The organism is Flavobacterium celericrescens, from assembly GCF_011392075.1.
Taxonomy (GTDB): Bacteria; Bacteroidota; Bacteroidia; order Flavobacteriales; family Flavobacteriaceae; genus Flavobacterium; species Flavobacterium celericrescens.
In genome coordinates this window covers 98,084-112,048 of sequence record NZ_JAAJBV010000005.1, presented here as the reverse complement: position 1 = coordinate 112,048, position 13,965 = coordinate 98,084, and the positions used below count along the sequence as shown (strand labels likewise).

The following is a 13,965-nucleotide window of genomic DNA, read 5'->3' as shown; positions in this document are numbered from 1 at the left end:
ATTTATTTACATAGAAGATAAAAACATCCTTTAATGGAAACAATTACGGATTTAAAAGAAAAAATTCTTGCTCTAAAGAAAGAAAAAAATGCAGTTATTCTAGCCCATTATTACCAAGAAGAAGCCATTCAAGAAATAGCTGATTTTGTAGGTGATAGTTTAGAATTATCTAGAAAAGCGTCGCAAGTAGAGGCAGATATTATCGTTTTTGCTGGTGTTTATTTCATGGCAGAAACTGCTAAAATTGTCAATCCCAATAAAAAAGTAATCATTCCTGATGTAAATGCAGGTTGTTCGCTTGCCGATGGATGTCCACCTGATGAATTCAAAGCCTTTTTAGAAAAATATCCAAATCATACCGTTGTAACATACATAAATTGCACAGCCGAAGTGAAAACTTTAACCGATATAGTTTGTACATCTTCCAATGCTAAAAAAGTGATTGCTTCCATTCCAGAAGACCAACCCATAGTGTTTGCTCCTGATAAAAATTTAGGCAGATATTTAATTGCAGAAACTGGTCGTGATATGGTTTTATGGGAAGGTTCCTGCATTGTTCACGAAGCATTTTCACTAGAAAAATTAATCGATTTATTTAAAAAACATCCTACAGCAACCATCATTGCACATCCTGAATCGGAAACGCATATTTTAAAAGTAGCACACTACATTGGTTCGACATCAGGCATGTTGAATCATGTAAAAAACAGTACAAACAACACTTTTATCGTAGCCACAGAAGCGGGAATTTTACACCAAATGCAATTGGATAATCCAACCAAAACATTAATTCCAGCTCCTTCAAAAGAGGACAATACGTGTGCGTGCAGTGAGTGTGCGTTTATGAAAGTCAACACCTTAGAAAAACTCTATCAATGTTTACAAGATGAAAGCCCTGAAGTGCATTTAGACAACGGAATCATCAAAAAAACTTTACTTCCAATTCAAAGAATGTTAGCACTAAACTAAAACATTATGCAAAATTTAGAAACAGATATATTAATAGTAGGTACAGGATTAGCAGGATTATCCCTAGCGAAATATCTCAGCGAGCAAAATTCGAACCTACAAATCACCTTACTTAGCAAAACTTCCATTGACGAGTGCAATACCTATTACGCTCAAGGCGGAATTGCCGTAGTACACGATTTTATAAAAGACAGTTACCAACAACACATACAAGACACTTTACTTGCAGGAAAAGACATTTGTGATAAAAAAGTAGTCGAACACGTGATCACAGAAGCTCCTGCCCGATTACAAGAATTGATTCAATGGGGCGTGGAATTAGACAAGAATAATTCTGGCGAATTGGATTTAGGTTTAGAAGGTGGTCATTCGCAAAATCGTATTGTACACCACAAAGACAAAACAGGATTAGAAATCGAAACTAAGTTGATTCAAGTCGTTCAAAATTTAGCGAATGTTATCATCAGAACTTCCTTTTTTGCAACAGATGTTTTGCAAGACAATCAAAAATGCATTGGAATCATAGGATTTGATGAAAAAAGCGAAGTGACTTCCATCATAGCAAAAGCAACTGTTTTGGCTACTGGCGGTTCGGGACAAGTGTTTGGCGTGACTTCAAATCCTTTTGTTTCTACGGGAGATGGTGTGGCAATGGCGTATCGAGCGGGAGCAAAATTGGACAAAATGAAATACATTCAATTTCATCCCACAGCACTTTACGAACCTAATAAAAGTCAAGCTTTCCTAATTACCGAAGCGATTCGTGGTTTTGGAGCTCATATTTTAAATCATAAAATGGAACGTTTTGTTTTTCAATATCATCCTGATGGCGAATTAGCAACTCGACATATTGTTTCGAAAGCAATTTCTAACGAAATGAAGAAAGAACATTCGCAACACGTTTGGCTTGATGTTAGACATTTACCAATAGAAACGTTTAAAACGAAATTCCCAAAGGTTTACAACTATTGCTTTGAAAACGGAATTGATCTTTCCAAAGATTTAATTCCGATAACTCCTGCTGCGCATTATCAATGTGGCGGAATTGTCGTGGATGAAATGGGTGCTACTTCTATCAAACAATTGTTCTCCATTGGAGAATGTTCGCACACCGGACTTCATGGTGCCAATCGATTGGCTTCGAATTCATTATTAGAAGCTATTGTTTATGCGCATGATTTAGCGAATCATCTGATTTCATCAGTAGATGCGATTAAATTGAATAAATCTGAAATTACGCCTATTCATTATAAAAACATTCATCACGACCAAATTTTGCAATTTAAAAACCAACTGCAACATTTCATGAAATACGATGCTTTGTACACTTCTGGGAAAAATACTGAAAAAGTATATGAAATGGTTACCGAAATGAGCAAACGCTTCAAAATGAAGTTCAAAAATTATAATTCGCATCCGTTTTTATGTGAAACTTACAATTTAATTCAAACCGCAGAAATCATTTTAAAAGATTGTTTACCCAAAAGGCATCGTGTAAAATCGGTTAAAAAAGAAAAAACTATTTCGTAATGCTGAATCTATTTGCCCATCCAAGACGCATTTTTTTGATGCTTTTCGTTTGCTTTCTAGCGTTTAGCATTTGGATTTATGCCATTCCACTTTTTAGCCCAACGCCCTATTCTGAAAAAGAACTTCATTTAGTAGCTGAAGGTCGATTGGTTTGGCAGAAACACAACTGTCATACGTGTCATCAATTGTATGGCTTAGGTGGTTATTTGGGTCCGGATTTAACTAATGTGTATTCTAGAACTGCGAACAACGAAGCGTATATTAAAGGCATTATAAAATCGGGAGTAAAACAAATGCCTGCTTTTAAAATTTCGGATGACGAAATGAAAGCACTTTTACACTTTTTAAAAAATGTAGATGCCACAGGAACATCGAATCCGCAAGATTACCAACCTGAAATAATAGGAACTTTTAGTTTAGAAAAGAAATGAAGAATTTTGGAATTTGGCTCATCAGAATAGCCCTTGTATTGTTTGTTTTAGGTTTGTTTTTTGGACATTTAGCTTCCGAAAGTTATCGTATTACCCAACCAAAATCGGGTGTTATGGGATTTTTATCGCTTCGTCCGCTTCATGTGAGTAGCGCTTATTTGGGAATTATAACTGCTGGATTGGGTTTTCTGACTTTGATTATTGCGAAAATGAAAACCACACGTTTTGGTACTTTTTTACAATATCTTCATTTTTCACTTTGGGTAATTGCTTTGCTGGGAATTTTCTACAGCTATTTTACAGGTGATTTTGGAGGAAGAGAATATTGGGAATTCAATCCTGTTTGGGCTTTACCGATATTTATTTCTTTTATTGTTTTCTTAGTTTTCTATCTGCATCAAATTGGATTTTCGACAAAATGGCCTGTTTACTATTGGATGTGGCTCACTGGAATTATCTTCTTTATTTTCACTTTTATCGAAAATTATTTGTGGATTTTTCCATATTTCAGACAACATTTCATTGCCGATATGACGATTCAATGGAAAGTAAATGGTTCGCTAGTTGGCGCTATAAATCAAATTATTTATGGTGTTGCTTTTTATTTGATGGAAAAAATTAGTGGCAATGAAAAATCATCCTATCAAAAACTATCATTTGCAATGTATTTTCTGGGAATGTTTAATTTGATGTTCAATTGGGGACACCATATTTACTTGCTTCCAACCGAAAAATATATTCATTACATTGCCTATGCAGTGAGCATGACTGAATGGATTATTTTGATTCGTCTTTTTTACAAATGGAGCCAACAAATCAAAGAAAATAAACAGTTTTACTACTTTTTCCCTTACCGATTTTTAATGGCTTCTGATTATTGGGTAACGCTAAACTTAACCCTCGCACTATTTATGTCGATTCCAGCCATCAACTTATACACGCACGGAACGCATATCACGGTGGCACATGCTATGGGAACTACCATTGGAATTAATACGATGATTATTTTGGCAGGTGTTTTTTACTTTATTAAACCGAGTTTTAATTCGGCAAAATGGCGATTGTATGGAAGTATTACGTTTTGGATAGTACAAGTTACCTTATTACTTTTTCTAATTTCCTTAATTGGAATGGGAGTTCAACGTGCAATTTGGCAAGCTGGATTAACTTCGGAAAGCTTCAGTAAAATGAGTAGTTCCAGTGGAAATTGGGTTTTACTTTTCATCATTTTGGGAACGATTTTAATGTTCAGTATGGCGAGTTTCTTCATATATCTGTTTCTTCAATCTTGGAAGAAAAGTAAATTGAACCTAGAAGAATAAATTTATACTAAAAATACGATGATAAAAATCAGGTGAAATATCATAATTCCATTGTATATTTGACCTTTAATTCTTTCAAATTTATCATTGCTTATGTTTTCAAAATCATGCAATTATGCTATAAAAGCTACCATATTTATTGCCAAACATTCCTTAGAAGAAAAAAAGGTAGGTTTTGTTGATATCGCTAAAGAAATCGATTCGCCACAAGCGTTTACAGCTAAAATTTTACAAATACTAGTAAAAGCAGGGGTTATTGAATCTGTAAAAGGTGTAAATGGGGGATTTTATATTCCGAAAAAGAGAATTAAAAAAACTTTCTTAGTTGAAATCGTTGATGCTATTGATGGCGATGCCGTTTTTCATGGTTGTGGATTAGGATTATCGCAATGTTCTGAAATACATCCTTGTCCGGTGCATGATAAATTCAAAAGTATTCGTGATGAATTAGCGCATATGCTAGAAACCACGAATTTAGAAGAATTAGCTTTGGGAATAAAATCAGGAGAAACTTTCTTGAAATCGCTATAAAACCAATTCTTCTAATTTGTAGTATTTTTAAAACTGAAACATCAAATTTACAAAGATATTTCGTCCCATTCTTGGAAGATTTTTCCAATCGGTGTAAGTAGTATAATTGGCATCGAAGATGTTTTCAACACCGGTATTTATCATCATTTTTGATTTCTCAAAACTGAATTTATAACCTAAATTAGCATTTACAATCGCATAATCAGGTGTTTTGTCTTCACCATAAAAAGCGTTGTATTCGGTTTGTGTGGCATTTCCTTTTAGTTGTAATTCCGAACTAAATTTTCCTGGTCTAAAGCCTAAAGAAGTCATGTAATTAAACGGACTCATAAAAGCCAATCCGTTATTCTCATTGTCTTTTCCTAAGTTATATACGAATTGTCCTTTCCAAATCCAGAAATCAGATAATTGATAACTTACCGTAAAATCGGAAGATAAAATAGTAGCATAATCTAAAGCAGTATAGACTTTTATTCCATTGGCACCAATAGTCATAGGTGCTACAGAAGCATCAGGAATTCCGATGATATAATCGTAAATGTGAAAATAGGAAGTGGATAATTTGGTTTGCCATTTCGCATTTTTGTATCCAATATTGGCATTTCCTTCTAAAGATTTTTCGTTTTTTAAATTGGGGTTTCCGATGTAATCAAATCCATCAAAACTGTTGTACAAATAAAAACCATACCCTTCTGAAACTGATGGAGCGCGTTCGCCATACCCCATTCCGAATCCATACGAAATTCCGTCTTTGTTATAGAAATAATTGGTAGAAAAACTTTTTAGGAATCGAGATTTTGAAGCTTCCATTTCAGGATAAAAAATCTGTAAACTTTCTAAACCGAAATCACTAGCAACATTGTTATTATGAAATCCTAAATTCGTAGTGAATTTCAAATTAGAATGACAATTGATTTCGAAATTATCCTCCAAATAAATTCCAGTGTACAACGTACGAACATCAGGCCAAGTGTACATAAACATTAGATTTTCATTTGGATCGGACGGATACATCGTCATTTCGGCAACGGAACGATTGTAAAACGAATTCAAATTGGCTAAAAATTGATGTTTTTTGTATTTCCCATTTACTTTAGAATAAAAACCATAAGTGTCGCTCCAACCTGGCATGTCCATATGAATAGGAACATCTGGGCGTTTGGTGTCGTCCATGGTGTGCGTAATCGTATTAAAATAGAGTTTGGTTTCCCAATTATCGATTGAATCAAAACTTAGTTTGTAATTGAATTTTACCGAAGTAATTAAAGCTTCCGCCAAAGAAACATCCATTGGTAACGCAGGATAACCGACATCGGTAGCTCTATCAAAAATTACTGAAGCTTCAATGTTTTTATTGGGCGCCAATCGGTAACCCGAAGTGGCGGAAATATTGAGTTTTCTGAACTGTGAAAACTGAATTTCTTTATCATTTCCTGCTTTGTAATTTTCGGCATCGCGAAACATTACATCGGTATCCACATAAAATAAACTATCAGCATAATTGATGGCTGAGCCAATAATTTTCTGACGATTATTCGTTTCATAACCTGAATTCACAAAAAATTCCCAACCTGCATTAGTAAATTGGCGTTGGCTTCTTTTTAAATCGATAGAACCACCAATCGTATTTCCATGACAACTGCCTTGTTGCCCAGAAGAAATCGTAGCTTCAGACAAATTTGATACTTCAACATAGGAAGTTACAGGGTCCATTTTATCCGTACAAGCACCAAAGATTCGCATTCCGTCGATGGTAACTACGGTTCGCTCGGTTGCCATTCCGTTGATGATGGGTTCCCAAGCATAAGCACCTCTTTTGATTAAATCTACTTTGGTTGATTTTTGCAGAAATTCGTCTAAAGTTGCGAGTGTTTTGGTTTGTTTTTCGTGCAAAGCTGCTTTTGTCCCTACTACCAAAACTTCTTTAAGTTCTTTGGTTTTAAGAGAATCTGCTTCTTGACTAAAAGTAAAACAGAACGAAAGTGACAGAAAAAATACTATTAATTTTTTCATGATATAAAAGTTTTAAAAAAGGTCATTATAATGTCATAATGACCTTTTTTATAAGTAAAAATTAAAATTCGATTTCGAAGAAAATACTACTAGCAGTAACTGTTTCTGTGATTTCTTCTCCTTTTAAGATAGTTCCTTCTGCATCAGCTAATTGTAAGTTAATTTTCCAATAACCTGTCATGGTTAACGATAATTTACCATCGTATAATCCGCCAGCAAGTGTTTGTATTGCATGAACGTTATTTGGAGAGGTATGATTTCCCATACTTGGCATTCTTGGGTCGATTTTCACAGTGTAACCATCCACAACTGGGAACGTCATCATGTTTTGCATTTTCCAAACGCCAACTTTCATATCGTTAAGCGCTACTTTTGGATGATGAGGCTCAATGTAAGCCACTAAATACTTAACACCATCCGAACCTGTGAATGTATTTACTTTACGTTTTGCAGAAGCAGGCACATCAATTACATCTGTAGCAGTGTAATCTACTCCATTAATTGTGTAATCGATTTTTAAATCCCAATATTCCGTATCATTCTGAGCCATTTGGAACATGATATATCCTTCATATAAAGTTCCGTTTTCAGTTACTTTTTCTACTGCTGAATAAGGACATGAATGCGTCATCATAGCCATATGCATTAATGGAGACCAACTCACTTCGGCATTTTTAATGTATTTATCTGTGGTGTTGTCTTTAATTCTTAAGCTAATTTCGTTGTATCCTTGTTCTAAACTTCCCATGTGAGAATACAATTCAATAGTATGAGTATCGTTAGTGATTTCTTTAAATTTAGTAATTCCGTCTAATTCATTTACAGTAGTTTCATCATCGTTTGAACAAGACACGAAAGTTAAGGCCATAGCAAAAATGGCTACAATATATTTTATTGAAGTTTTCATTATATTTTTTAATTAAAGTGATTGTAATTCCATCTGAAATGTGATTTTTCAGAGAAATTATGATATAAGTTGAGTGGGTTAATTCAGTAAATGAACTAACAAAAACCAATATTTAATTAAGAAATAAATGTGGGTGGATGAAAAAAGGCACAATCATTCAAGTGAAAGTAAAGGTTAGAATAATTGTTACCAATAGAAGTTTTATTTAAAAAATAAATTTGTCTAATTTCTATAGGTTGAATTTCCTGAAAAAATACAATTTCAGTATGTTCGAAAGATATTTTTTTATCAGAAGAATTTTCAGAATTACTTTCGGAAGCTTTTGCCAATTGTTTTGTTAAGTGACACTTCCCGTTACATTTTAATTCGGGTTTGGATTTATTCTCACAAAGGTTAGTTACAATGTAATCATAATTCACGGCATACTCTAAAACCGGGAGTATTGGCTTCAGGAACATTAGCGCGGTTAATATGATTAGTAATTGTTTCATGGGACAAATTTACAAGAAATAAATTAAGGTCTAGTATGATTTCAGTCATATTTTTTTTACTTTTATTGAAATTAATTTGTGCTTTATCTAAAAGAATTAAAGCCTTCAACACAACTACTTTATGCAGATTGATTTAGATTTATTATTTACTTGGGGCGCTATTGCCAAGGAGTACAAGAAAAATGAAATTATTTTTCATGAAGATGAATCAGCGAATTTTTATTATCAAATTATCGATGGTTGCGTAAGAATGTACAATTCCAATGAAGAAGGAAAAGAGTTTACTCAAGGCTATTTTAAAAATGGTCATAGTTTTGGTGAACCACCTTTGTTTATTGATGAAGTGTATCCTTCCACTGCAGTAGCCTTTAAAGATTCCAAAATAATAAAAATTTCGAAGGAGAAGTTTTTAAAGATTTTAGAGGAATATCCTTTTATTCAGAAGCAATTCTTGAATTTAATGGCAACTCGAATTCACACCAAAGCCAAAACTACAAAAGACATTGTAAATCAAAAACCAGAGTTTCGAATTTTAGCCTTTTTAAATGCCCACAAAAACCCCGATTGTCCTAAAAAAGAATTGGTAGCATTTACAAGACAAGAAATTGCCAACTTTACAGGTTTACGCGTGGAAACTGTGATTCGAGAGCTTTCAAAAATGAGCAAGACGAATAAAGTGGAAATTATTAATCATAAATTATATTACTGATGTCTTTTAAAACAACTTTTTGGATTCGGTTTTCGATTTTTAATCTGATGCTTGTTGCATTATTAGGACTTTTAATGCGTTATAAAATTCTGTTTGAATTTCCGCTTCTCGATCAAAAAAGTTTACAACACTCGCATTCTCATTTTGCTTTCGCAGGTTGGGTTACGCATACTTTAATAACTTTACTCATAGCTTTTTTACAAAAACACGATACCCTTAATAAAATTGTGTTTAAGAAATACAATCTTATTTTAATTGGGAATTTAATTTGCTCTTATGTAATGCTAATTTCCTTTATTATTCAAGGTTATGGGGCGATTTCGATTACTTTTTCAACCCTTTCTATTTTTGTTTCTTACTGGTTCGCTTACTCTTTCTTTAAAGATTGCAAACAACTTGAAACATCTTCTGTAGCAACAAAATGGTTCAAAGCTGCATTATTTTTTAATGTAATTTCGTCTTTGGGAACTTTTGCTTTGGCTTATATGATGGCAACTAAAAACATCCATCAGAATGAATATTTAGCTTCCATTTATTATTATTTGCATTTTCAATACAATGGTTGGTTTTTCTTTGCTTGTATGGGATTGTTGTTGGATTATTTAAAAGTAACATCAAACTCAAATCGAATTTATTCACAATCGTTTATTTGGTTATTTTGGTCCTGTATTGCTGGATATTTTCTATCAACGCTTTGGTTAGATTTGCCTCTTTTAATTTATATTTTAACTGCTATTTCGGCGATTGTTCAAGTAGTTGTTTGGTATTTTTTATTTAAAACTATTTTAAAAGAAAACAAATCCATCTTCGTTACTCTTCCAAATTACTTAAAATATCTGATTTTATTCATCAGTTTCGCTTTGAGTGCGAAGTTCTTATTACAATTGGGTTCCACTATTCCGGCAATTAGTAAATTAGCCTTTGGTTTTAGATCAATTGTGATTGCTTATTTACACTTGATTTTATTAGCTATTATTTCTCTTTTTCTACTGTTTTACATTTATGTGAATGATTTTGTTACAATAAATAAGAAAACCATCTTAGGATTAGTTGTATTTAGCATTGGAGTTGTACTTAATGAAGTTGTTTTAGGAATTCAAGGAGTTGCTTCTTTAAGTTATATACTAATCCCTAACATTAATGAAGCTTTGTTTGGAATTGCCATACTCCTTTTCGCAAGTATTTTATGGACAACTTTTTTTACAAAAAAAGGATAAAAAAGTATTTTTTTTTATGATTCTACGCATAAAATAATAAGTAGATAATCAAGTACTTTGTGTGTATAAATTATTCAAATTATGAAAAATTCCATTAAAACTTTATTGTTAGCTAGTTTACTAATCACCTTTGGATGTAAACAAGGCGAAGAAACAGCATCAGAACCCACATCAGAATCTACAGAAGTATCATCTGGAGGACAAGAAAATGTAGTAGATGAAAATTCTGCTCCAAATATTGTGCAAACCGCAATGGGAAGTAAAGATCACACTACATTGGTTACAGCAGTAAAAGCTGCAGGATTAGTAACATCTTTAAGTAATGCCGGACCATTTACTGTATTTGCGCCAACTAATGCTGCTTTTGATAAATTACCTGCAGGAACCGTAGAAGGATTATTAAAACCTGAGAAAAAAGGCGATTTAGAAAACATTTTAGGCTATCATACGTATGTAGGTTCGTTGAAAACAGAATATATGCAAGACGGACAAGAATTTGATATGGTATTTGGTGGAAAAGTGAAAATCACTAAAAAAGACGGAAAAACATTTGTAAACGGTTCTGAAATTATGGCTTCTATTGAAACATCAAACGGAATTATCCACGTAATTGGCGATGTTTTACTTCCAAAATAGAAAACAATTATTAATTCATCTTTTATAAAGGTAAAAAGCGTAGACTTCAACAGTTTACGCTTTTTATTTGATGCGAATTTGAATTAATAATTAAAACTTCAAAAGTTAATTCCCTAATGTTTTATACTGAATTACTTGAGCAATATTTAATGCTCTTTCTTTAATTTCAGAGGCTTTTTCGCCTACAAATAATTGATCAACTGTTGTAGTGAATACGATTACCCAATGCTCAAAATGTTCGGGTTTCATAGGACATTTACTGTGTAACTCTTTGTGGACTTGCATAGGACTTCCGTTGTAATTTCCAGTATAGAAAAGAATGTTTTCCCAAAAATCATACATTCTTGGTAAATGAGTTTCCCAATTTACATGAGCAACTTCGGTAAACAGAAAACCGATAACAGCATCGGTTTTGATTGTATCATAAAAGGTATCGACTAAAAGTTCAATATCTTTTCTATTTCTAATATCTGTTTTCATTTTGTAATTTGATTAAATATAAATTACAAGTCTTTTTTATTGAATTTTCGCATCGAAATGAAAAACGGAATTATCGCCCACAAACTCAACAACACGAATGAAACTAGTAATCCAACCGTAGTTCCGAAGAAATCTTTGAAAATCGCCCCAGTATATCCCATCATAGCAGAAACATCTAAATGCAAGAGAATTTGAATTCGAGCTAAGTCAATCGGACTAAAAGCGGTGATGCCTACCATCATGTTTTCGATTGGATATTCTGCTAATTGGAAGAGTAAAAACAAAACCATTCCATCAAATAGCAAGGCGAAATACAGCCAAATCATTATCGCTAAACCAATTCCTTTTGCTTTATCTCGGGTTAAAATCGAACTCAAAAAAGCCAAAGCGACAAAGATGACTGAAATCAAACAACCATTTAGCAACATCATAAAACCAATACTATCAGGAGAATTGACTAACAACGGAATTCCTGCCCCAATAAAAAACGCAAAAACCATTGCCGTGGATAATCCGAAAAATAAACTCAACCAAATCTTTCTTCTTTTGATAGGTTGACTTAGTAAAAGTTCAATAAATTCAGCGCTATTGTACAAATAAATTGTAGCAAATAAAATAGAAACTAACGGAACTGTGAATAAAATCACATTCAAAATCGTTAGTAATCCTTTTGCTGAATTATCTTCTAATGCAAATGAACTCCATGATAAAATAGACAAAATCAGCGTGTAAGCCAAAACAATCTTGTTTCGGATAATGTCGGATAATATGATTTTAATGATTCGGTTCATTTTGTTTGTTCTTTAAAATTTTGGCAATCGCTTTTGAAATTTTCTCTTCACTAGTAGTCGTTTTTAATTCTTCTACTTTTTGATGAAAATGTACTTTACCTTCTTGCATAAAAATGATTTCGGTAATTAAATCATCCAATTCACTTAATAAATGCGATGTAATCAAAATCAATTTTCCTTTTTCTTTCTCTTTTATGATTTTTTCTTTCAAAATCTCAGCCGCCAAAGGATCTAAACCAGCCGTAGGTTCGTCTAAAATCAATACATCTGGATTAAAAAGAAAAGCTAAAACAGCACTTACTTTTTGAGTTGTTCCACCGGATAAAGTGCGCATTTGCTTGTCGAACATTTTTTCTAATTCGAAAGCGTGCAGCAAATCTTCATCCAAATCATCTGATGAATTTCGAATCTTTTTTATCATTTCGATAATTTGACCAATTGTCATGTTATCGGGATAACGACCAATTTGTGGCATGTATCCAATTTTTTCGCGATACAAATACTCACCTAAAACGGAATTTCCATTAAAATGAATCGTACCCGAATCTGGCAAAACCATTCCTAAAACCGATTTTATCAAAGTGGTTTTTCCACAACCATTCGGACCAATTAAAGCAATACATTCTCCTTTTTTACAAGAAAGATTGATGTTCTTTAAAACTTCAAATTTTCCAAACTTTTTCTGCAATTCTTTTATCTCAATCATAGCGGCAGTGACTTCATTAAAGGCTTATTATCTACAAAATTATCAGGTGTTATACTGGGTAATACTTTTTCAGATTTATCTAGCAACGTAATCATAAAACTCCGATATAACAACATAGCGGAAGGCGTATTTTCAGTTAAAACCGCAAATAAACTCAGCGGATGATAAGGAACATCACCCATTCCATCTTTGTCTAAATCGTAACCTTCGTATTTGTCCCAATAATTTTCATTGAACGTATTTAAAACTAAACTTCCATTGGTACTGATATCGAAAGTATTTTTTAAGAAATTATTGTTTACGATTTCGTTTTCCATACAACTCGCTTGGATTTTCATGCCCCAACCATTCGATTCGAAACTGTTTTTTTCTACTTTGATTCGAGACGTTCCTTCCATATAAATTCCAGATGTATTTCGAGCAAAACGATTATTGAAAATATAACTATCTGCAATTTCTTTCAGCAATAATCCGTAAGCCGAATCGCCCCAATTTTCCTCGAAATAATTATTGAACATTTTTACGTTTTTGGTAAACATAACGGCTACTCCTGCTCCATTGTTTTTGAAAACATTGGTTATGTAGGCATCATCATTGGAAAACATAAAGTGTAATCCGTAACGAATGTTATTGTTTGCAATATTTCTCCAAATTACGGAATTGGTTACAAATTCGAAATAAATTCCGTCTCGGTGACCGTCAATTCGATTAGCAATAATTAAAATATCTTTTGATTTCCAACAATGAATTCCGTTACCTAATTTTTGCTCTTCTTTTCCGTATGCCTTTAGCGTATTATTTTTAATAATGCAGTTTTGAGAATTTTGTAGATATATTCCAAAAAAATTATCGTCTAAAACATTATTTTGAATTAAAACATGACTTTTATTGTAAACTTTGATGCCGCATGGATCTGTAATAGTTGCATAAGCGCTTCGAATTATTTTAAAGCCATCAACTACAACACTATCAGCATGTATTGATAAAACTTCATGCTTTTTTTCGCCATCTAAAACTGGCAAATCTTTACCTAAAAAAACAATTTTTTTATCAATTATTATATTTCCTTCTTTGTACCATCCGCCGTGTACAATAAGTGTATCACCCACTTTAGCTAAAGTAATTCCTCTTTTAACAGACTTAATCGCATGTTTTTTACCTACGTGAATAGTTGCTGCTTTTAGAGAAAGTGAAAAAAAAAGGAAAATAATTAAGAAATATTTCATTTGATT

Annotated in this window: 14 protein-coding genes; 8 read left to right on the top strand and 6 right to left on the bottom strand. The window is 32.8% G+C overall.

Going from position 1 to position 13,965, the window contains the following annotated elements:
- Positions 1 to 33: 33 nt before the first annotated feature.
- The 5 genes from nadA to G4L40_RS08250 all read left to right on the top strand — a co-directional run bounded on the left by nadA (position 34) and on the right by G4L40_RS08250 (position 4,783).
- Positions 34 to 969, top strand: coding sequence for a quinolinate synthase NadA (gene nadA, locus G4L40_RS08270; protein WP_166236732.1), 936 nt, complete (start codon positions 34 to 36; stop codon positions 967 to 969).
- 6 nt (positions 970 to 975) lie between these two features.
- On the top strand, positions 976 to 2,499 hold the full coding sequence (gene nadB, locus G4L40_RS08265; protein ID WP_166236731.1) for an L-aspartate oxidase: 1,524 nt from the start codon (positions 976 to 978) through the stop codon (positions 2,497 to 2,499).
- Entirely contained in the window at positions 2,499 to 2,930 is a 432-nt protein-coding gene (locus G4L40_RS08260; RefSeq protein WP_166236730.1) for a c-type cytochrome, read from the top strand. Before nadB ends, G4L40_RS08260 begins: the two co-directional genes overlap by 1 nt.
- Positions 2,927 to 4,252 carry a cbb3-type cytochrome c oxidase subunit I gene (locus G4L40_RS08255; RefSeq protein ID WP_166236729.1) on the top strand — a complete coding sequence of 442 codons (1,326 nt, stop codon included), beginning with the start codon at positions 2,927 to 2,929 and terminating at the stop codon, positions 4,250 to 4,252. Before G4L40_RS08260 ends, G4L40_RS08255 begins: the two co-directional genes overlap by 4 nt.
- 93 nt (positions 4,253 to 4,345) lie before the next feature.
- Positions 4,346 to 4,783 carry an RrF2 family transcriptional regulator gene (locus G4L40_RS08250; RefSeq protein ID WP_166236728.1) on the top strand — a complete coding sequence of 146 codons (438 nt, stop codon included), beginning with the start codon at positions 4,346 to 4,348 and terminating at the stop codon, positions 4,781 to 4,783.
- A 27-nt stretch (positions 4,784 to 4,810) separates the two neighbouring features.
- Here the strand turns inward: G4L40_RS08250 and G4L40_RS08245 are convergent, their stop codons facing one another.
- Complete coding sequence (locus G4L40_RS08245) at positions 4,811 to 6,796, bottom strand: TonB-dependent receptor plug domain-containing protein (protein ID WP_166236727.1); 1,986 nt, start codon at positions 6,794 to 6,796, stop codon at positions 4,811 to 4,813.
- 61 nt (positions 6,797 to 6,857) lie between these two features.
- Positions 6,858 to 7,703 (bottom strand): hypothetical protein, encoded by an 846-nt coding sequence (locus G4L40_RS08240; protein ID WP_166236726.1) that lies wholly within the window; start codon positions 7,701 to 7,703, stop codon positions 6,858 to 6,860.
- A 612-nt stretch (positions 7,704 to 8,315) separates the two neighbouring features.
- Between G4L40_RS08240 and G4L40_RS08235 the strand changes: the two genes are divergently transcribed.
- From G4L40_RS08235 to G4L40_RS08225, 3 genes are all read left to right on the top strand, one after another.
- Positions 8,316 to 8,903 (top strand): Crp/Fnr family transcriptional regulator, encoded by a 588-nt coding sequence (locus G4L40_RS08235; protein ID WP_166236725.1) that lies wholly within the window; start codon positions 8,316 to 8,318, stop codon positions 8,901 to 8,903.
- A 47-nt stretch (positions 8,904 to 8,950) separates the two neighbouring features.
- Complete coding sequence (locus G4L40_RS08230; protein WP_166236724.1) at positions 8,951 to 10,120, top strand: hypothetical protein; 1,170 nt, start codon at positions 8,951 to 8,953, stop codon at positions 10,118 to 10,120.
- A gap of 81 nt (positions 10,121 to 10,201) precedes the next feature.
- Positions 10,202 to 10,756 carry a fasciclin domain-containing protein gene (locus tag G4L40_RS08225; RefSeq protein ID WP_166236723.1) on the top strand — a complete coding sequence of 185 codons (555 nt, stop codon included), beginning with the start codon at positions 10,202 to 10,204 and terminating at the stop codon, positions 10,754 to 10,756.
- A 105-nt stretch (positions 10,757 to 10,861) separates the two neighbouring features.
- Here the strand turns inward: G4L40_RS08225 and G4L40_RS08220 are convergent, their stop codons facing one another.
- From G4L40_RS08220 to G4L40_RS08205, 4 genes are read right to left on the bottom strand one after another with little or no spacing between them, the layout of a single operon-like run.
- The gene (locus tag G4L40_RS08220; RefSeq protein ID WP_166236722.1) at positions 10,862 to 11,236 is read right to left on the bottom strand and encodes a group III truncated hemoglobin; all 375 of its coding nucleotides are present in this window, start codon (positions 11,234 to 11,236) and stop codon (positions 10,862 to 10,864) included.
- Between the two features lie 23 nt (positions 11,237 to 11,259).
- Positions 11,260 to 12,027 carry an ABC transporter permease subunit gene (locus tag G4L40_RS08215; protein WP_166236721.1) on the bottom strand — a complete coding sequence of 256 codons (768 nt, stop codon included), beginning with the start codon at positions 12,025 to 12,027 and terminating at the stop codon, positions 11,260 to 11,262.
- Positions 12,011 to 12,733 carry an ABC transporter ATP-binding protein gene (locus tag G4L40_RS08210; protein ID WP_166236720.1) on the bottom strand — a complete coding sequence of 241 codons (723 nt, stop codon included), beginning with the start codon at positions 12,731 to 12,733 and terminating at the stop codon, positions 12,011 to 12,013. Before G4L40_RS08210 ends, G4L40_RS08215 begins: the two co-directional genes overlap by 17 nt.
- Positions 12,730 to 13,959 carry a nitrous oxide reductase family maturation protein NosD gene (locus tag G4L40_RS08205; RefSeq protein ID WP_166236719.1) on the bottom strand — a complete coding sequence of 410 codons (1,230 nt, stop codon included), beginning with the start codon at positions 13,957 to 13,959 and terminating at the stop codon, positions 12,730 to 12,732. Before G4L40_RS08205 ends, G4L40_RS08210 begins: the two co-directional genes overlap by 4 nt.
- Positions 13,960 to 13,965 lie beyond the last annotated feature (6 nt).